This window comes from Streptomyces sp. NPDC018964, assembly GCF_044390325.1.
Lineage (GTDB): Bacteria > Actinomycetota > Actinomycetes > Streptomycetales > Streptomycetaceae > Streptomyces.
In genome coordinates, this window is record NZ_JBIRYZ010000013.1 from 148,337 (window position 1) to 169,422 (window position 21,086).

The window sequence follows — 21,086 nt, forward strand, 5'->3', positions numbered from 1 at the left end:
TGAAACACACCCTCAGTGCACGGGGTCGGCGATGTGCTGGGTACCGATCCGCTTGCGGAACACCCAGTAGGTCCAGCCTTGGTAGAGCAGCACCACCGGTGTGGCGATCACCGCGAGCCAGGTCATGATCTTCAGGGTGTAGGGGCTGGAGGAGGCGTTGGTGACGGTCAGGCTCCAGTCGGCGTCCAGCGTGGACGGCATGACGTTCGGGAAGAGCGTCAGGAAGAGCATCGCCACGGCGGCCACGATGGTGACGCCGGACAGGGCGAACGCCCACCCTTCACGGCCCGCCTGGTTCGCCGGCAGGGCGGCGACCAGCGCGGCGACCGCCACGACCAGCGCGACCAGGCTGGTGCCGTCGCCGCGGTCGGCCTGGGTCCACAGCAGGAAGGCCGACGCCAGGACGGCCGTGACCAGGCCCACGCGCAGGGCCAGTTTCCGTGCTCGTTCCCGGATCTCCCCGACCGTCTTCAGTGCGGTGAACACCGTGCCGTGGAAGGTGAAGAGCGTCAGCGTGACCAGACCGCCCAGCAGCGCGTACGGGTTGAGCAGGTCCGCGACGTTCCCCACGTACTCGAACTCGGCGTCGATCTTCACGCCGTGCACGATGTTCCCGAAGGCCACGCCCCACAGGAAGGCCGGGATCAGCGAGGTCCAGAAGATCGCCGTCTCCCAGTTGCGCTGCCAGTTCTCCTCCGGCCGCTTCGCCCGGTACTCGAAGGCGACACCGCGGATGATCAGGCAGACCAGGATGGCCAGCAGCGGCAGGTAGAAGCCGGAGAAGAGCGTGGCGTACCACTCGGGGAAGGCGGCGAAGGTCGCGCCGCCGGCCGTGAGCAGCCACACCTCGTTGCCGTCCCAGACGGGGCCGATGGTGTTGATCAGCACCCGCTTCTCGGCGCGGTCCCGGGCGAGCAGCTTGGTGAGGACGCCGACCCCGAAGTCGAAGCCCTCCAGGAAGAAGTAGCCGGTCCACAGGACGGCGATCAGGACGAACCAGACGTCGTGCAGTTCCATGACGGTGCAGCTCCCTCGGCCTAGTACGAGAAGGCCATCGGCTTGTCGGCGTCACGGAGGTCGCCGCCGAGCTTCGTGGGCGGGTTGAGGTCGAAGTCGCCGAGCTCGGGCGGGCCCGCCTTGACGTACTTGACGAGCAGCTTGACCTCGATGACGGCCAGGACGGCGTAGAGCAGGGTGAAGACGGACATCGAGGTGAGGACCTCGGCGGTGGAGACGCCGGGGGAGACCGCGTCCCGGGTCTGCATGACGCCGTAGACCACCCAGGGCTGCCGGCCCATCTCGGTGAAGATCCAGCCCCAGGCGTTGGCGATCAGCGGGAACGCCATGGTCCACAGCGCGAGGAGCCAGTAGAGCCGGGTGAGCCGGGAGCCGAGGGGCTGCTTCAGCAGCACCAGGCGCGGGACCTCGTCCTCGCCGGTGCGGTGGGCGGCCGGCAGCAGGAACTTCTTGCGGGTGAGCCACAGCCCGAGGAGGCCGAGCGTGAAGGAGGCCATGCCGAAGCCGATCATCCAGCGGAAGCCCCAGTAGGCGACGGGGACGATGGGCTTGTAGTCGCCGGGGCCGAACTTCTCCCGGAGGGCCTCGTTGGTGTCGTTGATGCCGGGCACGTACGACTCGAGGTCGCTGTGGGCCAGGAAGGACAGCAGGCCGGGGATCTCCAGGGCGACCTTGTTGTGCCCCTCGTCGACGTCGCCGTAGGCGAACACGGAGAACGGCGCCGGTTCCTCGCCGTCCCACAGGGCCTCGGCGGCGGCCATCTTCATCGGCTGCTGCTCGTACATGACCTTGCCGAGGGTGTCGCCGCTGATCGCGGTGAACAGGCCGCCGACCGCCAGGGTGACCAGGCCGAGCCGGAGCGAGGTCCGCATCACCGGGATGTGCTTCCTGCGCATCAGGTGGAAGGCTGCGATGCCCACCATGAAGGCGCCGCCGGTCAGGAAGGCCGCCGAGAAGCTGTGGAAGACCTGGTTGAGCGTGGTGTTCTGGGTGAGCACCAGCCAGAAGTCGGTGAGCTCGGCGCGGCCCTTCTCCTCGTTGATCCGGTAGCCGACCGGGTGCTGCATCCAGGAGTTGGCGGCGAGGATGAAGTACGCCGACAGCAGGGTGCCGATCGAGACCATCCAGATGCAGGCCAGGTGGATCCTCTTGGGCAGCTTGTCCCAGCCGAAGATCCACAGGCCGATGAAGGTGGACTCGAAGAAGAAGGCGATCAGGGCCTCGAAGGCGAGCGGGGCGCCGAAGACGTCACCGACGAACCGCGAGTAGTCGGACCAGTTCATACCGAACTGGAACTCCTGCACGATGCCGGTGACCACACCCATCGCGATGTTGATCAGGAAGAGCTTGCCCCAGAACTTCGTCGCCCTGAGGTACTTCTCCTTCTCCGTGCGCACCCAGGCGGTCTGCAGCCCCGCGGTGAGGGCGGCGAGCGAGATCGTCAGGGGAACGAAGAGGAAGTGGTAGACGGTGGTGATGCCGAACTGCCATCGCGCCAGGGTCTCCGGCGCCAGAGCCAGATCCACGTCGTCGCTCCTTACTTCGCCGTGGTCGCGGCGGCCTGCTTGATCCCGTTCGTCCCCGACATACCGGGGAAAACGGGATGCGCTTGTGAACGCGTTCACATTCACAAGCAATTATGGCCTACCGCTTTTCCGACCGGGAAGGGGGGTCCCCTGTGACGTCAACCCCTTCGCGCGCCCTTCCGGCGCACACGAAGGCGGCCGACGGGAGAGCCGTCGGCCGCCTGGACGTACGCACCGGTCAGAGCCCCTTGCGGAAGCCCTCCGTCACCTTCAGGAAGATGTCGTTCGCCTCGGTCTCGCCGACCGTGACCCGCACGCCCTCCCCGGGGAACGGCCGGACGACCACACCCGCCTGCTCGCACGCCTGCGCGAACGCCGCCGTACGCTCCTCCAGTCGCAGCCAGACGAAGTTGGCCTGGGTCTCGGGCACCGTCCAGCCCTGGTCCCGCAGCGCGTCCATCACGCGGTTGCGCTCGCAGACCAGCGAGCCGACCCGGCCGATCAGCTCGTCCTCGGCGCGCAGCGAGGCGATCGCCGCGTCCTGTGCGATCTGGCTCACCCCGAACGGCACCGCCGTCTTGCGCAGCGCCGCCGCCACCGGCTCGTGGGCGATGGCGAAACCGACGCGCAGCCCCGCCAGTCCGTACGCCTTGGAGAAGGTCCGCAGGACGCAGACGTTGGGCCGCTCGCGGTAGATCTCGACGCCGTCCGGCACCTCGGTGTCCCGGATGAACTCGCGGTAGGCCTCGTCGAGCACCACCAGGACGTCGCTCGGCACCCGGTCGAGGAAGCGCTCCAGCTCGGCCCGCCGCACGACCGTGCCGGTCGGGTTGTTGGGGTTGCAGACGAAGACGAGCCGGGTCCGGTCGGTGATCGCTCCGGCCATCGCGTCCAGGTCGTGCACATCGCCCGGGGTCAGCGGTACCTGGACCGAGGTGGCACCGCTGATCTGCGTGATGATCGGGTACGCCTCGAAGGACCGCCAGGCGTAGATCACCTCGTCGCCCGGACCCGACGTGGCCTGCAGCAGCTGCTGGGCGACACCGACCGATCCGGTACCGGTGGCCACGTGGGACACCGGGACGCCGAAGCGCTCGGACAGCTCGGCCGTCAGCGCCGTACAGGCCATGTCCGGGTACCGGTTGAAGGAGGACGCCGCGGCCGTCACGGTCTCCATCACGCCCGGCAGCGGCGGGTAGGGGTTCTCGTTGGAGGACAGCTTGTACGCCACCGGTCCACCGGCCGCCGCCGGCTTGCCCGGCTTGTACATGGGGATCCCCTCCAGCTCGGCGCGCAGCTTGGGGCTCGTCTCGCTCACCGCAGTCCTCCTCGCGAAGACCGGCGGCACCCGTGTCCGCCGCCGACATCCAATACTGCTCACCTTATGAGGATTCGGCGCCGCCGCGTAGAGGAGCGGCGGTCGCCTCACGGCCCCGTCCGTCACAGTGACAACAAGGGCAACACATTCCGAAGGTGTACGAATGGCGTGCGGGTCAGGGGCGTGCCGTACATATATCTACGCGCCCCTGGCTTACGCCGTGGCGCGCATCCCCCGTGCAGGTGAGTTGAGACCTCTTCGCAACATCACACCCTCGACAGGTCCGCATGCGCCCACACGTCAGGTCTTGGCATTGGAACGTTCAACTCCCTTCGCTTTCAAGCCCATTAAGCTTTAATGATCATGCAGAAACGTGCCTGTCAACGCGTGCATATGCGTCCGCCCTACCCCGCCGCATGAGCCCTACTATCGGCTCGCCATGACAGCAGCAGGGAAGCACCAGGTGAGCCGCGCGGAAACCTCACGCCGAGGCAGCCGGCCGGGTCGGGCGGGCATCAGGGACGTGGCCGCCGCCGCCGGAGTCTCCATCACGACCGTCTCCGACGCCCTCAACGGCAAGGGCAGGCTCCCGGACGCCACCCGGCGCCACGTCCGCGAGGTGGCCGACAGACTGGGGTACCGCCCCTCGGCCGCCGCCCGAACGCTCCGCACCGGGAAGTCCGGGCTCATCGGCCTGACCGTGACGACGTACGGGGATGAACCTTTCACCTTCACCGAGTTCGCGTACTTCGCCGAGATGGCGCGCGCCGCCACCTCCGCCGCGCTCGCCCGCGGCTACGCCCTCGTCATCCTGCCCGCGACCTCCCGCCACGACGTGTGGTCCAACGTCGCCCTCGACGGCACGGTCGTCATCGACCCCTCCGACCAGGACCCGGTGGTCAGCGAGCTGGTCCGCCAGGGCTTACCGGTCGTCTCCGACGGCCGCCCGGCCGGCTCGCTGCCGGTCACCGCCTGGGTCGACAACGACCACGAGGCCGCCGTGACGGGCATCCTCGACCACCTCGCCGACGCCGGCGCCCGCCGCATCGGCCTGCTCACCGGCACCACCACCGACACGTACACCCACCTGTCGACCACCGCGTATCTGCGCTGGTGCGAGCGCGTGGGCCAGGACCCGGTCTACGAGGCCTACCCGGCGCACGATCCGTGTGCGGGCGCCGTCGCCGCCGACCGGCTGCTCGCCCGCCCCGACCGGCCCGACGCCGTCTACGGCCTGTTCGATCCGAACGGCACCGATCTGCTCGCCGCCGCCCGCCGCTACGGCCTGCGCGTCCCGGACGACCTGCTGCTCGTCTGCTGCAGCGAGTCCACGGTCTACGCCAACACCGAACCGCCCGTCACCACGCTCTCCCTCAAACCGCGCCGCATCGGCACGGCGGTGATCCAACTGCTCATCGACGCCATCGAGGGGGTCGACCCGGACCAGCCGGTGGAGCAGGTGATACCGACCGAGCTGATCGTGCGGACCTCCTCCCAGCGGCGTCCGCCCCGTACGACGGTCAGTCCACCGAGGTCGCCGAAGGGGGAGTGACGCAAGGGGCACGACGGCGTGTCGCAGGGCCCGGCAGGGCGTGACACATGCCTGGCGGGGCGTGTCGCAGGGCTGGTCGAGGCGTGTCACAGGGCCCGGCAGGGCATGCCACGGAGCCCGGCAGGGCACGACGTGTCTGAAGTGTGGAGCTTCCGCTTCCGGAGAGAGGGTCCCGTGCGGACAGGTCCGGGCCCAGCAGGACGGTCCCGACTCCGGGGAGGCGACGTGAGGGTGTCCCCGGGGCACCCTCCGGGAGAAACGGGCCGGCCTCCCGGAAGAGGACGGACCGGTCAACGGCGTAAGGTGTGCGACCAGGGCCGCCGAAGACCCACTCAAACGGGGCGAAAGCCGCGATGTACCGGACTCTCGCTCCGATTCACCACCCCTGGGTCATCACACGGCGCGATCCGCATTCCTATGATGGGCCCACGACACCGCGGGCCGCTGCGACCAGGCAGTCCGACGCGGTGCAGGAGCGGCGCGATGGTGGAGGGGTCGATGACTCAGGGGGCCGGTCAGGGACCCGAGGTGGAGCGGACGGCGACGTTGCGCGACTTCCGGGTGCCCGCGTACGTCCACGAGACCGGTCCGTACGTCCAGAGCACACACCCCGGCGACGTCGTCCCGCCCTCCGAGGAGGCCTACCCGGAGGGATACACACCCACCCAGCGGGACCTCCCCGTCATCAATCGGGGTGACACTGTTCAGGTGACCGTCGACCCCGCGTCCGTCCCCGCCCCGCAGCCCGCCACCGGCCCGGGCCCGCTGTACGTGGTCGGCGACGTCCACGGCTACCTCGACGAGCTGGTGGCCGCCCTCCAGGAGCAGGGCCTGCTCGACCCGGCGGGCCAGTGGTGCGCCGGCACCGCGCGGCTGTGGTTCCTCGGAGACTTCACCGACCGCGGCCCGGACGGCATCGGCGTCATCGACCTCGTGATGCGGCTGTCCGCCGAGGCCGCCGCCGCCGGCGGCTACTGCAAGGCCCTCATGGGCAACCACGAGCTGCTGCTGCTCGGCGCCAAGCGGTTCGGCGACACCCCCGTCAACTCCGGCGCGGGCACCGCCACCTTCCAGGCGGCCTGGCTGCTCAACGGTGGGCAGAAGACCGACATGGACCGCCTTCAGGACCACCACCTGCAGTGGATGGCCCGCCTCGACGCCGTCGAGGAGGTCGACGGCCACCTACTGCTGCACTCCGACACCACCGCCTACCTCGACTACGGCCGTTCCATCGAAGAGGTCAACGACACCGTCCGCGAAACGCTCACCCGCAACGACGCCGACGAGGTCTGGGACCTGTTCCGCAAGTTCACCAAGCGGTTCTCCTTCCGTGACGAGGGCGGCGCCGACGCGGTGCGCTCACTGCTGGATACGTACGGCGGCACCCGGGTCGTTCACGGCCACAGCCCGATTCCGTACCTGACGGGTGAAGTCGGCTCCGAGGACGGCGAGGACGGCGGCGGGCCCGTGGTCACCGGTCCCCACGTCTACGCCGACGGACTCGCCATCGCGATGGACGGCGGGGTGACCATGGCCGGAAAACTGCTGGTCCAGCAACTGCCGCTGGGCGTCTGACGGTTCGGCGGGCCGTGACCGTGCGGCCCGCAACCGCACCGTGCACGTGCCAATTTCGGTAAACCCCCTGTCACCGCGCACCGTCACCGCTCTACCATCGGCTTATCCGTAGCAGGCTCCCCTCCGTTTCTGCCCGACGGCTCGTCAGCATGCCGAGCCCCAAGCCCTACGGAGCATCGGGGGATGCACATGAACAGCGTTCCGCAGCACCTGCTGAGCGAGGACCGCCAGGAATACCAGCGGATTCTCGATGAGGCGCTGCGCTCCGCGCCACACCACCCGGAACTGGCCGCGGTCGGACAGCGGCTCAACTCGGAACAACTGCGCACGATGGCACTCAACGCCACCGCGATCATCACGGCGGCCGCGGCGACCGAGTACCAGCACTATGTGAAGGTCCGCGAGGAACTGCGCCGGCCACCGGCGTCGTCCACCCCGTCCGTCCACGAGTCCGGTCCCGGCCAGCCGGGCACGCACGCGGTGGGGCTCGCCGCCACCATGGGGGAGGCCACCGGGGCCGGTGCCGTCGCCGTCGTCGCCGTCCTGGCACCCGTCCTGGCCGGAACCGCGTCCGTGATCTTCCTGCTCGTCGGTTACGTCCTGCGGATGCTCGATCCCGGCGCCGCGTTCGCCCGGACCATGCTCACCACGGGGTGGGTGTTCGGCGCGGTGACGGCGGTCGCCATCCTCGTCGCCGCCGTGGGCCTGCTGCTCACCGCGCTGCGCAACAAACCCTCGGCGCTCGGCGGGCCGTACCGCGAACTCGACGGGGAGGTGGCCCGGGCCAGGGACGCCTGGCGCGAGGCCCTGCTGGAGCAGGGGATCCTGCCGTTCCTGCGGGACGCGCTCACCGACCCGGCGACGGTCTCCGCGCTGCAGCACACGGCACCGCCCCCGCCGACAGGCCGTATCCCGCAGCTGGGGTACGGACGGCCGGGCTTCTCCAGCCCGGAGACGGGTGCGGCCCGCGGCACACGGCCGAGCTACTCCAGCCCGGACTACTCGAGCCCGGACTTCGGAGGACCGGAGCACCAGCCGGAGTAACCGGGCGGCCCGTCCGTCGGCTTGCGCTCCCCGTGACGGAAGCGCGAGCCGGAGGGCGGGGCGGAGGAACAGGACGGATGAGCGAGGCGGATGAGCGGGGCGGAGGGCCTGGGCGGAAGGACGAGGCAGAAGGACAGGTGGAAGGACGGGGCGGATCTCAGAGGATCCCCGCCCGTCCCGCAGCCGTGATCCACTGCGGGAACTCGGAGAGCAGACGGTCGTACAGCTCCGCGTCCGGCACGGTGCTGATGTCGTCGACGGCGAAGAACCCGACGTTGTCGACGCGGCGGCCCGGCAGCGTGTCGAACCGCTCCAGCACACCGTAGTTGGACCTGCCCAGCCCCACGAACTGCCAGAAGACCGGCTCCTCCACCGCCTCGCGGAGCTCGCGCTCGATCTCCTTGTTGCGGTAGACACCACCGTCGGAGAAGAACAGGACGAGGGTCGGGACGGAGACGGGACGGTCCCGCACGAACGCGCGCACCTCGGCGATGACCTTCTGCTCCTCGTTCTGGATGCCCACGTCCCGCATGTCGACCTGGCTGGGCTCCAGCCCCTTCTTCCGCCCGCGCCGGAACAGGCCCACCTCCCCCACGCGCACGTGCAGCCGCAGCCACTCCGGAAGCTCCCCCAGCCGCAGGTCCGGCAGCCGGGCCGGGTTCGAGGCGAACGTCCAGGCCTGCATCTCACCGTCGTCGTCCAACTGCGCCACGACCGCCGCCATCCGCTCGACGACATCGGCCACGACCCCCTTGGAGTACAGGAAGGACATGGACCCGGAGGCGTCGAGTACGAGGACGACGCGCGCGGTGACCTCGGCGGCCCCGTGCTTGCGCAGACTGACCGCCACCTGCTCCTTGCGCAGCGACAACCGCTTGCGCATGTCGACGGGCAACCGCTCCTCGCCCTTGGTGAGCCGCGGGGTACCGGGGTGGGGCTGGGACACCGAGGGCTGCCGGGCGGGCGTGGCCGGCACGACGGGAGGAACGGGCGGGGACGGCGGGACCGGGGCCGCGTCGTCCACGGTGATGCCGAAGTCCGTGGCCAGCCCCTCGAGCCCGGAGGCGTACCCCTGCCCCACTGCCCGGAACTTCCACGTCCCCTGTCGCCGGTACAACTCCCCGCCGATGAACGCGGTCTCCGTCCCCGCCGCCATGTCGAACCGGGCCAGCTCGGTCCCCGCCCCGGCGTCGAGCAGCCTGAGCACCAGTCCCGGCACCTGCCCGAACGTCCCGCCGTCCGCCGACGCGCACAGCACGATCCGTTCGACCGTTCCTTCCACGGCGCCCAGATCCACCTCCACGGTGTCGGTCGTCTCCCGTGTGCCGCGCTGTTTCCCGAGATGCGTCACGGCGCCGGACGTGTGACGAGACTGGTTGTAGAAGACGAAGTCCCCGTCGTCCCGCACCCGCCCGGCCTCCGTGAGGAGCAGTGCCGAGGCGTCGATGTCGGGCACACCGGCACCGGTCACCCAAGCGAGCTCAACGCGCACCACGCGGGCATCGACGGGAAGATTGGACCCCTTGCTCATCGGACTCGCTGTCATGCGGCCAGTCTGCCCATTCACCCCGGTGAAGGGGAGGGGCGACCGCGACCGCTGCCCCGCTGGAGGGGCGGCACCCCCCAAGGGCACCGCCCCCGCGCCGCCCGCGGTGGACGCTCAGTCCGCGATCGGCAGATACACGCGATTGCCCGCCTCCGCGAACTCCTTCGACTTCTGCGCCATCCCCTCCTCGATCTCCTCCCGGCTTCCGCCGTGTTCACGACGAATGTCCTGGGAGATCTTCATCGAACAGAATTTCGGGCCGCACATCGAACAGAAGTGGGCCGTCTTGGCGGGTTCCGCCGGCAGGGTCTCGTCGTGGAACTCGCGCGCCGTGTCCGGGTCGAGGGCGAGGTTGAACTGGTCCTCCCACCGGAACTCGAAGCGGGCGTCGGACAGCGCGTCGTCCCACTCCTGGGCACCCGGGTGCCCCTTGGCGAGGTCGGCGGCGTGGGCGGCGATCTTGTAGGTGATGACGCCGGTCTTGACGTCGTCACGGTTGGGCAGGCCCAGGTGCTCCTTGGGCGTGACGTAGCAGAGCATGGCCGTGCCCCACCAGGCGATCATCGCGGCGCCGATGCCGGACGTGATGTGGTCGTACGCGGGCGCGACGTCCGTCGTCAGCGGGCCGAGCGTATAGAACGGGGCTTCATCGCAGATCTCCTGCTGAAGGTCGATGTTCTCCTTGATCTTGTGCATCGGGACGTGCCCCGGGCCCTCGATCATGGTCTGTACGTTGAAACGCTTCGCGACCGTGTTGAGTTCCCCGAGCGTGCGCAACTCCGCGAACTGCGCCTCGTCGTTGGCGTCCGCGATGGACCCGGGCCGCAGGCCGTCGCCGAGCGAGTACGTGACGTCGTACGCGGCGAGGATCTCGCAGAGCTCCTCGAAGTTCTCGTACAGGAACGACTCCTTGTGGTGCGCCAGGCACCAGGCGGCCATGATCGAGCCACCGCGCGAGACGATGCCGGTCTTGCGGTTCGCGGTGAGCGGTACGTACGCCAGGCGCACGCCCGCGTGGACCGTCATGTAGTCCACGCCCTGCTCGGCCTGTTCGACGACCGTGTCCTTGTAGATCTCCCAGGTCAGCTCCTCCGCCCGGCCGTCGACCTTCTCCAGGGCCTGGTAGAGCGGCACGGTACCGATGGGAACGGGGGAGTTGCGCAGCACCCACTCGCGGGTGGTGTGGATGTTGCGGCCGGTGGAGAGGTCCATGACCGTGTCGGCGCCCCAGCGAGTCGCCCAGGTCATCTTCTCGACCTCCTCCTCGATGGAGGACGTCACCGCCGAGTTGCCGATGTTGGCGTTGACCTTCACCAGGAACCTCTTGCCGATGATCATCGGCTCGATCTCCGGGTGGTTGACGTTGGCAGGCAGCACCGCCCGGCCCGCCGCGATCTCCTCACGGACCACCTCGGGGGAGACGTTCTCCCTCACCGCCACGAACTCCATCTCGGGCGTGATCTCACCGCGGCGCGCGTACGCCAGCTGTGTGACCGCCCGGCCCGCGCGGCCCCGGCGCGGCAGGCGCGGCCGGCCGGGGAACACGGCGTCCAGATTGCGCAGGCCCCCGCGCGGAGAGGTGTGCTTGATCCCGTCGTCCTCGGGACGGACGGGACGGCCCGCGTACTCCTCGGTGTCACCGCGGGCGGTGATCCAGTTCTCCCGCAGCGGGGCCAGGCCCCGGCGGACGTCGGTGTCGACGAGCGGATCGGTGTACGGGCCCGATGTGTCGTACAACGTGACCGACCGCCCGTTGGTGAGGTGCACCTGCCGGACCGGCACCCGCAGGTCGGGGCGTGCGCCCTCGACGTACGCCTTGTGCCAGCCGATGGACTTCCCGGCCTCCCCGTTCACCGACGTCTCCGTCGGGTTCTGCGTGGAGGCAGGCGTGCGTGCGTCCTTGTTGGTCATGAGACCTACTCCCTACGCCGGCATTACCCGGTAACAGGTTCGGCGGTCGGCGCAGCGGTTTCCGTCTGCCGACGTTCCGTGTGAAACATCACTCGCAAACCGGTGACGTTTCATGTGAAACATCGCTGGGACGGAGGTCAGCGCCCTCTCAGCCCGGTGCTCCGAGCTCCCGCGTGTACAAAAGCGCCTCCACGCTAGCGTCATTCCTGGCGCGGTGAACAGAGGGCCCATCCCGTTCTTGCGATGATCGGGCGGTGACCCCCTCTCAACCTCCTCCGTACCGAACGCCCGAACCATCGCCCACGCCCGGCGACGGCGGTGGTCACGGACACGCGCATGGACACAGCCACGGTCACGGCCCGGCGGCGCCCGTCTCCCAGCACCTGCGCAAGGTCATCGCGGCGATCCTGATCCCGTTCGCGGCGGCGGTGCTGATCGGACTCGCCGTGCTGTGGCCGGGCGGTGCCCCGGCACACGAGCGCACTGGTGTCGGCTTCGACCGGCAGACGCAGCACGCCACGGTCACCGAAGTGGTCGAGGTGAGCTGTCAGTCCGTCAACGCCTCCGGCGGCGTCCCGACCGGCGACACCTCCACGGCCGAGGGCTCGTCCGCCCAGCAACAGGCGGACGGCACCTGCAAGAAGGCGACGATCCGGGTCGACACCGGCGACGACAAGGGCCGTACGTTCAACGAGATCGTGCAGCCGGACCAGTCCCGGCAGCTGAGCGAGGGCCAGGAGGTCGTGGTCGCCTACGAGCCCTCCGCGCCCGAGGACCTCCAGTACTCGGTCACCGACGTGAACCGGCGCTTCCCGATGGCGCTCCTCGCGGGCATCTTCGCGCTCGCCGTGGTGGCCGTGGGCCGGCTGCGCGGTGTCATGGCGCTGGTCGCACTGGCGATCAGCTTCCTGGTGCTCAACTTCTTCATCCTGCCCGCGATCCTGCAGGGGTCGAACCCGCTGGTCGTGGCGGTGGTGGGGGCGAGCGCGATCATGCTGATCGCCCTGTACCTGTGTCACGGACCGTCGGCGCGTACGTCGGTGGCGGTGCTCGGCACACTGATCTCGCTGCTGCTGATCGGCGTCCTCGGCTCGGTGTTCATCGGGTGGGCCGCGCTGACCGGCAACACCGACGACAACACCGGTCTGATCCACGGGCTGTACCCCGGGATCGACATGAGCGGTCTGCTGCTGGCCGGCGTCATCATCGGTTCGCTCGGTGTCCTCGACGACGTGACGGTCACCCAGACGTCCGCGGTCTGGGAGCTGCACGAGGCCAACCCGTCGACGGGCTGGCGCGGGCTGTACCGCGCGGGCATCCGCATCGGCCGTGATCACATCGCGTCCGTGGTGAACACGCTGGTCCTCGCCTACGCGGGCGCCGCACTGCCGCTGCTGCTGCTGTTCTCCATCGCGCAGAGCGGCGTGGGGACGGTCGCCAACAGCGAACTGGTGGCGGAGGAGATCGTGCGCACCCTGATCGGCTCGATCGGCCTGGTGGCCTCGGTGCCGGTGACCACGGCGCTGGCCGCGCTGGTGGTCTCGGCCGACCGCCCGACGGCTCGGACACGGACGCAGGGGCACGGACCGATACCGGGGACCGGGCAGGCACCGGACGCGCGGCCGGCCACCGGGCGCGGCGGTCGGGGCAGGCGCCGTAAGCGCTGATGTCCCGCGTGGCGGGCGGAGCGCGCTGAAGCGTTCCGCCACCGGCCCACCCGACTGGCGTAACGCTTCAGCCGGTGCTCTGCTCCGCCAGGATCCGGTCCAGCGCGTCGTCGAGGTGGGCGTCGAAGTCGGCGAGTGCCCCCTCCTGGCCCAGCGGCACCAGCTTGTCGGTGCGGTCGAGGAAGGCCACGAGCGGTGCGGTCGACGATCGGAACAGCGCCTGGTCGCTGCCGACCTGAAGCCGGATCAGCACCTCGCCCAGCGTGTCGGGATCCACCGGTGAGACGCGCACGTCGCCCTCCCCGCACGGCCGGCCGACGCCGTCGATCAGCAGCTCCCGGCCGAACGCCCACGTCACGGGGGCGTCCCCCGGCAAGTGGAAGGTCAGCCGTACGGCGTAGGGATCGCAGGTGTCGTAGCGGAGCTCCACCGGGATGCGGAAGGACAGCTCCTCCGACACGAGAAAGCTCATCATGACCTCTGCCTGTACGGATTCGCGCATCGCCTACCCCGTCATTCGCCACGGACTGGCCGGGCATGGACCCTGGCACCAGAGGGAATCTTGCTGAACGTACACAGGAGATCACAAGGAGTGAGTTTTCAGATACTGATAGACAGCGTGAGCGACCCGACGAAACGCCCCATCTCGGCCTGCAATCGCTGTGCCGCGGGGACGAGCCGGTCGGCCTGGTGTGCGGGCAGCGAGATGGCCATCGACGCGACCGTGCCGCCGACGGTGATGGGGATCGCCGCGCACACCGTCCCCAGCACGTACTCCTGACGTTCCATCACCAGCTCCGTCGGCCGCGTCCGCTCCAGGCGCCTCAGCAGGCTGTGGTCGTCGCGCACGGTGTACGGCGTGAGGGACCGCACGGGATGGCGGTCGAGGTGGTCGCGGCGCGCCTCCTCGTCGAGCTGGGAGAGCAGGCACTGGCCGATCGCGTGGGCGTGTCCGGTCTCCCGGAAGTCGGCCCACTCCGCCACCGCGGGATGGGCGGAGGTCTCGGAGACGCAGACGACGTCGATCTCACCCTCGCGGTACACGGCGTAGTACACGGGGGCTCCGATCGCGTCCCGCCAGCGGGCGAGGACCTCGGCCACCGTGCTGCGACGTTTCTGCTCCGCTGCGCCGCTGCTCAGCCGTTCCGCCGCCTCCCCCAGGAAGAACAGCCCCTTGTCGCGGCGCAGATAGCCCTCGTGCACCAGGGTGCGCAGCAGGTGGTACGTGGTGGGGAGCGCCAGTCCGGTCTCCCGGGCCAGTTGTTTGGCGGGAGCCCCGTACTCGTGTCCGGCGACGGTCTCCAGCAGGCGCATGGCTCGCTGGACGGAGCCGATGAGGGTCGCGGTGGACGGCGGTGCGGTGGGCGTCGGCGAGCGGGGCTGCGGAGGGACCGCGGCCAGGTGCGCGGAGCCGGTGCCAGTCGTGGCCAAGGGTCACTCCCGAAACGCGAGGGGGCAGCCCGTGCGGGGAACACGGGCGGGGTCGCCGCTCGCGGGGATCACCCCCGCGTCGGGTTCCGGACTCTAACGGGCTGTCACCGCACGCAGACGGCCCGCCGGAGAAACTTCCCCCGCGCGAGGGAACCGGTGATTCCTGTTACCGCTTCACCGGCCCCCTCGGCTCACCAGTCGCTGCGCGACGAGGAACTCGACGTGAACTTCCGTACGACGTAGATCAGCCCGCCGACCAGCGCCACGAAGACCAGTGCCTTGAAGAGCAGTCCGATCACGAAGCCGACCACGCTCGCTATCAGCCCGCCGAACACGACCAGGGCGATGACCGGCACCGCGATCCACTTCACCCACCACGGCAGTCCCGTGAAAATCTCTCGCATCGCCCTCGTCCTTACCTCTCCGCCCGCCGAGTACCGGGTCGCTTCGATGATGTCCTGCACTCGATGCTAGGGCGGCGGGTGCTCCAGCGGGGGTCCTGGATCCCTTGTCCTCCCCTGACCGTTCCCCTAGGGAACCCCGACAGCGCCCCTCAGCTCTCGGGGGGAGAGAACACCACCAGAACCCGCAGGTCCTCGCTGATGTGGTGGAACTTGTGGGCCACCCCGGCCGGCACGTACACGACACTGCCGCGTGCCACCTGGGTGGTCTCCATGCCGACGGTGATCGCCGCGCGGCCGCTGACGACGAAGTACACCTCGTCCTGGCCGTGCGGCTGCTGCGGGTCCTGGGCCCCGGCGTCCAGGGCGTAGAGGCCGACCGACATGTTCCGCTCGCGCAGGAACTGCAGGTATGCCCCGTCGTTGGCGGCGCGCTCCGCCTCCAGTTCGTCCAGCCGGAATGCCTTCATCCCTAGTCCCGCCCCTGCCTCACTGCCCGAGTCCGATCGTGTCTGTCACGATCAGACACATGATGAATTTCCTAGTCAAGACGATCGCCAACGCCGGCGCCCTGGCGGTCGCGGTGTGGCTGCTCGACAAGATCACCCTGACCGGTGACAGCACGGGCAAGGAGATAGGCACGCTTCTCCTGGTCGCGCTGCTCTTCGGGTTGGTGAACTTCCTGGTCAAGCCGGTGGTGAAGCTGCTGAGCCTCCCCCTGCTCATCCTGACGCTGGGGCTGTTCACCCTGGTGGTGAACGCGCTGATGCTGCTGCTCACCTCCTGGCTCGCCGACCAGCTCGACCTGAGCTTCCACGTGGAGGGCTTCTGGACGGCCGTCCTGGGCGGTCTGATCATCTCCGTCGTCTCCTGGGCGCTCAACGTCGTCCTGCCCGACGGGGACTGAACCGATGACCTACCGCGTCTGCTTCGTCTGCACCGGCAACATCTGCCGCTCCCCGATGGCCGAGTCCGTCTTCCGCGCGCGGGTGACGGAGGCCGGGCTCGACGGCCTGGTCGAGGTGGACAGCGCCGGTACGGACGGCTGGCACGAGGGTGAGGGCGCCGATCCCCGCACGGTGGCCGTGCTGCGGGAGAACGGTTACGGCACCGGCCACACGGCCCGGCGGTTCGACCCGTCCTGGTACACCCGCCTCGATCTCGTCGTCGCACTCGATTCCGGCCACCTCAGGTCGCTGCGCCGTCTCGCGCCCACGGACCGGGACGCCGACAAGGTGCGTCTGCTGCGCTCCTACGATCCCGACGCCGGCGACGATCTCGACGTACCGGACCCCTACTACGGGGGCGCGGACGGATTCGACGCGTGTCTTGAGATGGTGGAGGCGGCGAGCACCGGACTGCTCGCCGCGGTACGCGAGCAGGTGGAAGGACAGGCGGCATGAACGATTCGACGAGGGGCGCGTGCCACGGGCCGGCGCTGCCGGACGGGGCGGGCGACGGCACCCGCGCGGTGCGGGCCGGGCTGCCCGAGCCGGTCAAGCACGAGCCGACCCTGCCCGGGCCGGTGTTCGCCGCCCACTTCCACCTGCCGGGCGACCCCACCGGCCCGTACACCTACGGCCGGGACGAGAACCCGACCTGGACGCTGCTGGAACGGGCCGTCGGCGAGCTGGAGGCGCCCGGCCGGGACGACGTCGAGACCCTGGTGTTCGCCTCGGGCATGGCCGCGATCTCCTCGGTGCTCTTCTCCCAGCTGCGCGCCGGGGACGCGGTCGTCCTGCCGAACGACGGCTACCAGGCCCTGCCCCTGGTGCGGGACCAGCTGGAGACGTACGGCATCGAGGTGCGGACCGCGCCGACGGGCGGCGACGCCCAGCTCGAGGTCCTCGACGGCGCGAAGCTGCTGTGGATCGAGACGCCCTCGAATCCTGGGCTCGACGTGTGCGACGTACGACGGCTGGCCGAGGCGGCGCACGCGCGCGGTGCCCTGGTCGCCGTGGACAACACCCTCGCGACGCCGCTCGGCCAGCGTCCGCTGGAACTCGGCGCCGACTTCGCGGTGGCCAGCGGCACCAAACAGCTCACCGGGCACGGCGACGTGCTCCTGGGGTACGTCACCGGCCGGAACGCCGAGACCATGGCCGCCGTCCGCCGCTGGCGCAAGATCGTCGGCGCCATCCCGGGGCCCATGGAGGCCTGGCTCGCGCACCGCTCGATCGCCACGCTCCAGCTGCGCGTCGACCGGCAGAACGCCACCGCGCTGACGCTCGCCCGGGCGCTGCGGGAGCGGCCCGAGGTCACGGGGCTGCGTTATCCGGGGCTGCCCGACGACCCCTCGCACAAGATCGCCTCGCAGCAGATGCGGCGCTACGGGTGCGTGGTGTCCTTCACGCTGCCCACGCGCGCGCGTGCGGACCGTTTCCTCGACGCGCTGCGGCTCGTGGACGACGCGACGAGCTTCGGCGGCGTACGGTCCACGGCGGAGCGGCGCGGACGCTGGGGCGGGGACGCGGTGTCGGAGGGCTTCATCCGCTTCTCTGTGGGTGCCGAGGACCCGGAGGACCTGATCGCGGACGTACTGCGGGCCCTGGACGAATCAGCCGGCTGACCGGCCGGGCCGACGGGGCCCGGCACACTGCGGCGGACGGTCCGAGCCTCCCCCCTCGTGGCTCGGACCGTCCTCGGTTCCGCGCGCGAAGAACCGCGCGACCAAGGCTAGTTGACTCAGTGTCAGTGTCCAATCACAGTAACGACAGCGACCTATCGACTTATTTATAGTTGGACGTCCGGGCCCGGAGCGGACCGGCTAGGGAGGGTGTGGCGTGGATCTGGCCTTGCTACGGACCTTCGTGACCGTGCACCGGGCCGGCTCCTTCACCCGTGCCGCCGCCCTGCTCGGCCTCTCCCAACCGGCCGTCACCTCACAGATACGGACGCTGGAACGGCAGCTGGGGCGTCCCCTGTTCCTCCGGCAGGCGCGCGGCGTGACACCGACGACCATCGGGGACGAGCTCGCCCACAAGGCGGCGCCGCACCTCGACGCCCTGGTGGAGATAGCCGAGTCGGGGCTGGAGGAGGATTCCTCCTTACGGACACTGCACCTGGCCGGCCCTCCGGAGTTCACCGCCGAACGGGCACTGCCCGCGCTCACGGAGCTGACCGGAGAGGACGGCCAGAGCTTCGCCCTGCGCGCCTCTTTCGGTACCGCCGAGGAGGTCCTCGAGGGACTGGCCGCCGGACATCACGATCTGGCCATCAGCACGGTGCGGCCACGCGGCGCCCTGCTCTCGGCGACCGCGCTCTGTGACGAGGAGCACGTCCTGGTCGCCGCCCCGCACCAGGCGGAGCGGATCGGCTCCGGCACGCTCCACCGCACGGGCCCCTCGGTCCTGGAACACGTCCCGGTGGTCGAGGTGCACGAGTCGCTGCCCTTCGTCGCCCGCTACTGGGCCTCCGTCTTCGACTCCCGCCCCGTAGCCCCGGGCACCGTCATCGTCCCGGATCTACGCGCGGTGCTGGCCTGTGCCACCGCGGGAGCGGGGCTGGCGGTGCTGCCCCGTTACCTCTGCGCGGGCGCGCTCGAGCGGGGCGACGTGGTGGCCCTGCACGAACCGGCGGTGCCTCCGCTGCGCACCTACTTCCTGGTGGTCCGCACCGGCACACTGGCGATGCCGCACATCGCGCGGGCCCACGAGTGGCTGGAGCGGGCAGCCACCGACTGGTGCTGACCCGCCGGGGCGATGCCCCACCCCGCGGATCCGGCCGCTGCCCTCTCGCGATGTTTCACGTGGAACCAACCGGGCCACATTTCCCCCATGACCGTCCGACCCGTGGTCAAGCGCACCGCCCGAGCCGTTCTGCTGGACGGTGAGAACCTGATTCTGATCAAGCGCACCAAACCCGGCATGGATCCCTACTGGGTCACCCCTGGCGGCGGAGTGGAGCCGGAGGACTCCACCGTGGTAGCCGCCCTGCACCGGGAGGTGTACGAGGAACTCGGCGCGAAGATCACCGATGTGGTGCCCTGTTTCGTCGACACCGTGGAGCACATCGGCGAGGACGGCGGCGCCACCGGCGTGAAGGTGCAGCACTTCTTCGTGTGCCGTCTGGAATCCATGGACCCGTCCCTGCGCCACGGTCCGGAGGTCGACGAGCCCGTCGGCGAGTACGAGATCGTCCGCGTACCGTTCACCCGCGTCGGGATCGCCTCCGTCCACCTGGTACCGCTGTCCCTGCGGCACTACCTGGACGGCAATATCGAGGGCGTACGCGCCATGCACGCCCCCGACCTCGGGTGACGCCCGATCCTTACGCGGCCCGCACCAGTTCGTAGGCTTCCCAGAGGTCCCGCCCCGTGTAGGAGTGGGTGGCGAGGCCGGCCAGATGCCGGTCCGCGTTGACCGCGACGGAGACCGGCACCGCGCCGAACAGGTCCTTGTCCGACATCGAGTCGCCATAGGCGACGCAGTCCGCGCGGGTCACCCCGAACTCCACGCACAGACGGTCGGCGATCCGGACCTTGGCCGCCGCGCTGAGGACGCCGGCCGGATCCACGGGTTCCCTGAACGGCACGGCGGGAAAGCGGGAGCCGTACGCCGCGTGCGCACCCCAGTCGGTGAGCCGCTCCACGAAGAAGGACGGAGACAGCGAGACAACGGCACAGTAGTCACCGTTCCGTGTGAGCTCTGCCCAGACCTCGCGGATACGAGCCAGCCACGGAGCCGCTTCGAACGCCGCTGCCACATGCGCCTCCGTGAGGCCCGCCCAGAGCTCGTGTACCTGTGTGGCGTACTCCGGTGGCCCGATGAGACCGGAGGAGATCGCTCGGTCGAGGGCCACCGCCTCGGCTTCCAGTCCCAGTTGTCGCGAGATCTCCACCGGAGCCGAACTGCCGTGGAGCAGAGTGCCGTCGAGATCGAAGAGATGAAGCCTCGCCATGAGCGATGAGGTTATCGAGCTCTGCTCTCCTCATCCTCCGGCGGAAGGAACCGGCCACGCGCCGTTCCCAGATGTTTCACGTGAAACGTCCCGCATCCGTGTCCGTACTCCGTCCGTGACCACGCCCTGGCCAAAAGCTCACTCGAGTCTCCTGAAACGGGTGGACGCCGCACCTCCCTGTCGGACAGCCTGACCTGCGTGCCGACACCTTCCCTTGCCTCTCTGCCCATCCGCCGTCTGACGCTCCGCGACCTCACCGCCTGCGCCGACTTGTCCGAGGACCGGGGGTGGCCACGGGAGGAGCACAAGTGGGGCCTCCTCCTCACGGCCGGGAAGGGGTACGGCATCGACGACCCCGACGGGGGTCTGGTGGCCGCCTGCGTCGTCACCGAGTACGGACCTCGGGAACAGCCCGCTCTCGCGGCCGTCGGCATGGTCCTGGTCGCCGAACGTCATGCCCGCCGAGGGGTGGGGCGTCGGCTCATGCGGCACATCGTCTCGACGATGGACACCACCCCCCTCACCCTGCACGCGACCTCTTACGGCCGTCCGCTGTACGAGGAACTCGGGTTCAAGGTCATCGGCCACGCCGAGATGCTGCGCGGCCGCTTCGTCCTCACGGGCGACCGGCCGGAGGTCGCCACCCGGGCCGCGACGGCGGAGGATCTCCCCGCGCTCGTCCTGCTCGACGAAGAGGTGTTCGGTGCCGACCGGACGCACATCGTCACCCGCCTGCCCGCCTTCGCCGATCAACTGCGCGTCGCCGAGGAGGACGGTCGGATCATCGGCTACGCGGCCGCTTGGCCCAACATGGACACCCATGTCGTGGGTCCGCTCATCGCCCGCGACACGGCGACGGCCGGGGCGCTGCTCGCTTCGCTCGCCGCCCGCACCGACCGTCCGTTGCGCACCGACATCGATGTACGGCACGAGGAACTGCTGAGCTGGGTGAAGGCACACGGGCTGGCATCCGTCGCGTCGAACGCCGTCATGGCGTACGGGATCACGCAGTTGCCCGGGGACTGGAGCCGGCGGTTCGCCCCGGTGACAGTCGCTGCGGCCTGACATCTACCGGACGTGGGGGGGGGGGGGGCCCCCCGGGGGGGGGGGGGGGGGGGCCGGCGCCGGGGCCGGGGGGCCCGGGGGGGGGGGCCCCGCGCGCCCCGGGCCGGGGCGGGGGGGGGGGGCGGGGGCCCCCC

Annotated in this window: 20 protein-coding genes and 1 riboswitch; of the genes, 10 read left to right on the forward strand and 10 right to left on the reverse strand. The window is 69.9% G+C overall.

The features are described 5' to 3' along the window. Positions 1-12: 12 nt before the first annotated feature. The 3 genes from cydB to hisC all read right to left on the reverse strand — a co-directional run bounded on the left by cydB (position 13) and on the right by hisC (position 3,861). Positions 13-1,017 carry a cytochrome d ubiquinol oxidase subunit II gene (gene cydB / locus ACH5AO_RS23190; RefSeq protein ID WP_398927534.1) on the reverse strand — a complete coding sequence of 335 codons (1,005 nt, stop codon included), beginning with the start codon at positions 1,015-1,017 and terminating at the stop codon, positions 13-15. A 20-nt stretch (positions 1,018-1,037) separates the two neighbouring features. Next, positions 1,038-2,543, reverse strand: coding sequence for a cytochrome ubiquinol oxidase subunit I (locus ACH5AO_RS23195; RefSeq protein WP_398927536.1), 1,506 nt, complete (start codon positions 2,541-2,543; stop codon positions 1,038-1,040). Positions 2,544-2,781: 238 nt separating this feature from the next. Continuing rightward, positions 2,782-3,861 carry a histidinol-phosphate transaminase gene (gene hisC, locus ACH5AO_RS23200; protein ID WP_398927538.1) on the reverse strand — a complete coding sequence of 360 codons (1,080 nt, stop codon included), beginning with the start codon at positions 3,859-3,861 and terminating at the stop codon, positions 2,782-2,784. A gap of 439 nt (positions 3,862-4,300) precedes the next feature. On the opposite strand from hisC, the gene ACH5AO_RS23205 reads away from it, so the two are divergent. The 3 genes from ACH5AO_RS23205 (at position 4,301) to ACH5AO_RS23215 (ending at position 8,032) form a co-directional block, all read left to right on the forward strand. After that, complete coding sequence (locus tag ACH5AO_RS23205; protein ID WP_398927540.1) at positions 4,301-5,413, forward strand: LacI family DNA-binding transcriptional regulator; 1,113 nt, start codon at positions 4,301-4,303, stop codon at positions 5,411-5,413. 483 nt (positions 5,414-5,896) lie between these two features. After that, positions 5,897-6,988, forward strand: a complete 1,092-nt coding sequence (locus tag ACH5AO_RS23210) for a metallophosphoesterase (RefSeq protein ID WP_398927542.1) — start codon at positions 5,897-5,899, stop codon at positions 6,986-6,988. A 183-nt stretch (positions 6,989-7,171) separates the two neighbouring features. Further along, complete coding sequence (locus tag ACH5AO_RS23215; protein WP_398927544.1) at positions 7,172-8,032, forward strand: hypothetical protein; 861 nt, start codon at positions 7,172-7,174, stop codon at positions 8,030-8,032. A 157-nt stretch (positions 8,033-8,189) separates the two neighbouring features. Here the strand turns inward: ACH5AO_RS23215 and ACH5AO_RS23220 are convergent, their stop codons facing one another. Together ACH5AO_RS23220 and thiC are read right to left on the reverse strand one after the other, a co-directional pair. After that, positions 8,190-9,578 (reverse strand): VWA domain-containing protein, encoded by a 1,389-nt coding sequence (locus ACH5AO_RS23220; RefSeq protein WP_398927546.1) that lies wholly within the window; start codon positions 9,576-9,578, stop codon positions 8,190-8,192. A 114-nt stretch (positions 9,579-9,692) separates the two neighbouring features. Then, positions 9,693-11,489 (reverse strand): phosphomethylpyrimidine synthase ThiC, encoded by a 1,797-nt coding sequence (gene thiC / locus ACH5AO_RS23225; protein WP_398927548.1) that lies wholly within the window; start codon positions 11,487-11,489, stop codon positions 9,693-9,695. After that, positions 11,482-11,672, reverse strand: a riboswitch (TPP riboswitch). It overlaps the preceding gene by 8 nt. 71 nt (positions 11,673-11,743) lie before the next feature. Between thiC and ACH5AO_RS23230 the strand changes: the two genes are divergently transcribed. After that, positions 11,744-13,156, forward strand: a complete 1,413-nt coding sequence (locus tag ACH5AO_RS23230) for a YibE/F family protein (protein ID WP_398927550.1) — start codon at positions 11,744-11,746, stop codon at positions 13,154-13,156. Positions 13,157-13,223: 67 nt separating this feature from the next. Here ACH5AO_RS23230 and ACH5AO_RS23235 read toward each other — a convergent pair whose 3' ends face one another. The 4 genes from ACH5AO_RS23235 to ACH5AO_RS23250 all read right to left on the reverse strand — a co-directional run bounded on the left by ACH5AO_RS23235 (position 13,224) and on the right by ACH5AO_RS23250 (position 15,458). Further along, positions 13,224-13,658 carry an SsgA family sporulation/cell division regulator gene (locus ACH5AO_RS23235; RefSeq protein ID WP_398927552.1) on the reverse strand — a complete coding sequence of 145 codons (435 nt, stop codon included), beginning with the start codon at positions 13,656-13,658 and terminating at the stop codon, positions 13,224-13,226. Positions 13,659-13,756: 98 nt separating this feature from the next. After that, entirely contained in the window at positions 13,757-14,587 is an 831-nt protein-coding gene (locus ACH5AO_RS23240; protein WP_398927554.1) for an IclR family transcriptional regulator, read from the reverse strand. Positions 14,588-14,778: 191 nt separating this feature from the next. Next, positions 14,779-14,991, reverse strand: coding sequence for a DUF5326 family protein (locus tag ACH5AO_RS23245; protein ID WP_398927556.1), 213 nt, complete (start codon positions 14,989-14,991; stop codon positions 14,779-14,781). A gap of 149 nt (positions 14,992-15,140) precedes the next feature. Further along, entirely contained in the window at positions 15,141-15,458 is a 318-nt protein-coding gene (locus tag ACH5AO_RS23250) for a cupin domain-containing protein (protein WP_030820180.1), read from the reverse strand. Between the two features lie 59 nt (positions 15,459-15,517). Between ACH5AO_RS23250 and ACH5AO_RS23255 the strand changes: the two genes are divergently transcribed. The 5 genes from ACH5AO_RS23255 to ACH5AO_RS23275 all read left to right on the forward strand — a co-directional run bounded on the left by ACH5AO_RS23255 (position 15,518) and on the right by ACH5AO_RS23275 (position 19,247). Continuing rightward, positions 15,518-15,895, forward strand: coding sequence for a phage holin family protein (locus ACH5AO_RS23255; RefSeq protein ID WP_398927559.1), 378 nt, complete (start codon positions 15,518-15,520; stop codon positions 15,893-15,895). A 4-nt stretch (positions 15,896-15,899) separates the two neighbouring features. Beyond that, positions 15,900-16,391 carry a low molecular weight protein-tyrosine-phosphatase gene (locus ACH5AO_RS23260; RefSeq protein WP_398927561.1) on the forward strand — a complete coding sequence of 164 codons (492 nt, stop codon included), beginning with the start codon at positions 15,900-15,902 and terminating at the stop codon, positions 16,389-16,391. Beyond that, positions 16,388-17,557, forward strand: coding sequence for a cystathionine gamma-lyase (locus ACH5AO_RS23265; protein ID WP_398927563.1), 1,170 nt, complete (start codon positions 16,388-16,390; stop codon positions 17,555-17,557). The genes ACH5AO_RS23260 and ACH5AO_RS23265 overlap by 4 nt, the downstream gene beginning before the upstream one ends. A 214-nt stretch (positions 17,558-17,771) precedes the next feature. Beyond that, positions 17,772-18,677, forward strand: coding sequence for a LysR family transcriptional regulator (locus ACH5AO_RS23270; RefSeq protein WP_398927565.1), 906 nt, complete (start codon positions 17,772-17,774; stop codon positions 18,675-18,677). Between the two features lie 87 nt (positions 18,678-18,764). Continuing rightward, positions 18,765-19,247, forward strand: a complete 483-nt coding sequence (locus ACH5AO_RS23275; protein ID WP_398927567.1) for an NUDIX domain-containing protein — start codon at positions 18,765-18,767, stop codon at positions 19,245-19,247. Between the two features lie 10 nt (positions 19,248-19,257). On the opposite strand, the gene ACH5AO_RS23280 is transcribed toward ACH5AO_RS23275, so the two are convergent. Beyond that, on the reverse strand, positions 19,258-19,887 hold the full coding sequence (locus ACH5AO_RS23280; RefSeq protein WP_398927569.1) for an HAD family hydrolase: 630 nt from the start codon (positions 19,885-19,887) through the stop codon (positions 19,258-19,260). 198 nt (positions 19,888-20,085) lie between these two features. Between ACH5AO_RS23280 and ACH5AO_RS23285 the strand changes: the two genes are divergently transcribed. Beyond that, entirely contained in the window at positions 20,086-20,952 is an 867-nt protein-coding gene (locus ACH5AO_RS23285; protein ID WP_398927571.1) for a GNAT family N-acetyltransferase, read from the forward strand. The last annotated feature ends 134 nt before the right edge of the window (positions 20,953-21,086 follow it).

What these genes read in the sequence shown, in the direction of transcription:
- cydB (WP_398927534.1), bottom strand. Translation starts at nt 1,017, where the DNA reads ATGGAACTGCACGACGTCTGGTTCGTCCTGATCGCCGTCCTGTGGACC.
- ACH5AO_RS23205 (WP_398927540.1), top strand. Translation starts at nt 4,301, where the DNA reads ATGACAGCAGCAGGGAAGCACCAGGTGAGCCGCGCGGAAACCTCACGC.
- ACH5AO_RS23210 (WP_398927542.1), top strand. Translation starts at nt 5,897, where the DNA reads ATGGTGGAGGGGTCGATGACTCAGGGGGCCGGTCAGGGACCCGAGGTG.
- ACH5AO_RS23215 (WP_398927544.1), top strand. Translation starts at nt 7,172, where the DNA reads ATGCACATGAACAGCGTTCCGCAGCACCTGCTGAGCGAGGACCGCCAG.
- ACH5AO_RS23220 (WP_398927546.1), bottom strand. Translation starts at nt 9,578, where the DNA reads ATGACAGCGAGTCCGATGAGCAAGGGGTCCAATCTTCCCGTCGATGCC.
- thiC (WP_398927548.1), bottom strand. Translation starts at nt 11,489, where the DNA reads ATGACCAACAAGGACGCACGCACGCCTGCCTCCACGCAGAACCCGACG.
- ACH5AO_RS23235 (WP_398927552.1), bottom strand. Translation starts at nt 13,658, where the DNA reads ATGCGCGAATCCGTACAGGCAGAGGTCATGATGAGCTTTCTCGTGTCG.
- ACH5AO_RS23245 (WP_398927556.1), bottom strand. Translation starts at nt 14,991, where the DNA reads ATGCGAGAGATTTTCACGGGACTGCCGTGGTGGGTGAAGTGGATCGCG.
- ACH5AO_RS23250 (WP_030820180.1), bottom strand. Translation starts at nt 15,458, where the DNA reads ATGAAGGCATTCCGGCTGGACGAACTGGAGGCGGAGCGCGCCGCCAAC.
- ACH5AO_RS23255 (WP_398927559.1), top strand. Translation starts at nt 15,518, where the DNA reads ATGATGAATTTCCTAGTCAAGACGATCGCCAACGCCGGCGCCCTGGCG.
- ACH5AO_RS23260 (WP_398927561.1), top strand. Translation starts at nt 15,900, where the DNA reads ATGACCTACCGCGTCTGCTTCGTCTGCACCGGCAACATCTGCCGCTCC.
- ACH5AO_RS23265 (WP_398927563.1), top strand. Translation starts at nt 16,388, where the DNA reads ATGAACGATTCGACGAGGGGCGCGTGCCACGGGCCGGCGCTGCCGGAC.
- ACH5AO_RS23275 (WP_398927567.1), top strand. Translation starts at nt 18,765, where the DNA reads ATGACCGTCCGACCCGTGGTCAAGCGCACCGCCCGAGCCGTTCTGCTG.
- ACH5AO_RS23280 (WP_398927569.1), bottom strand. Translation starts at nt 19,887, where the DNA reads ATGGCGAGGCTTCATCTCTTCGATCTCGACGGCACTCTGCTCCACGGC.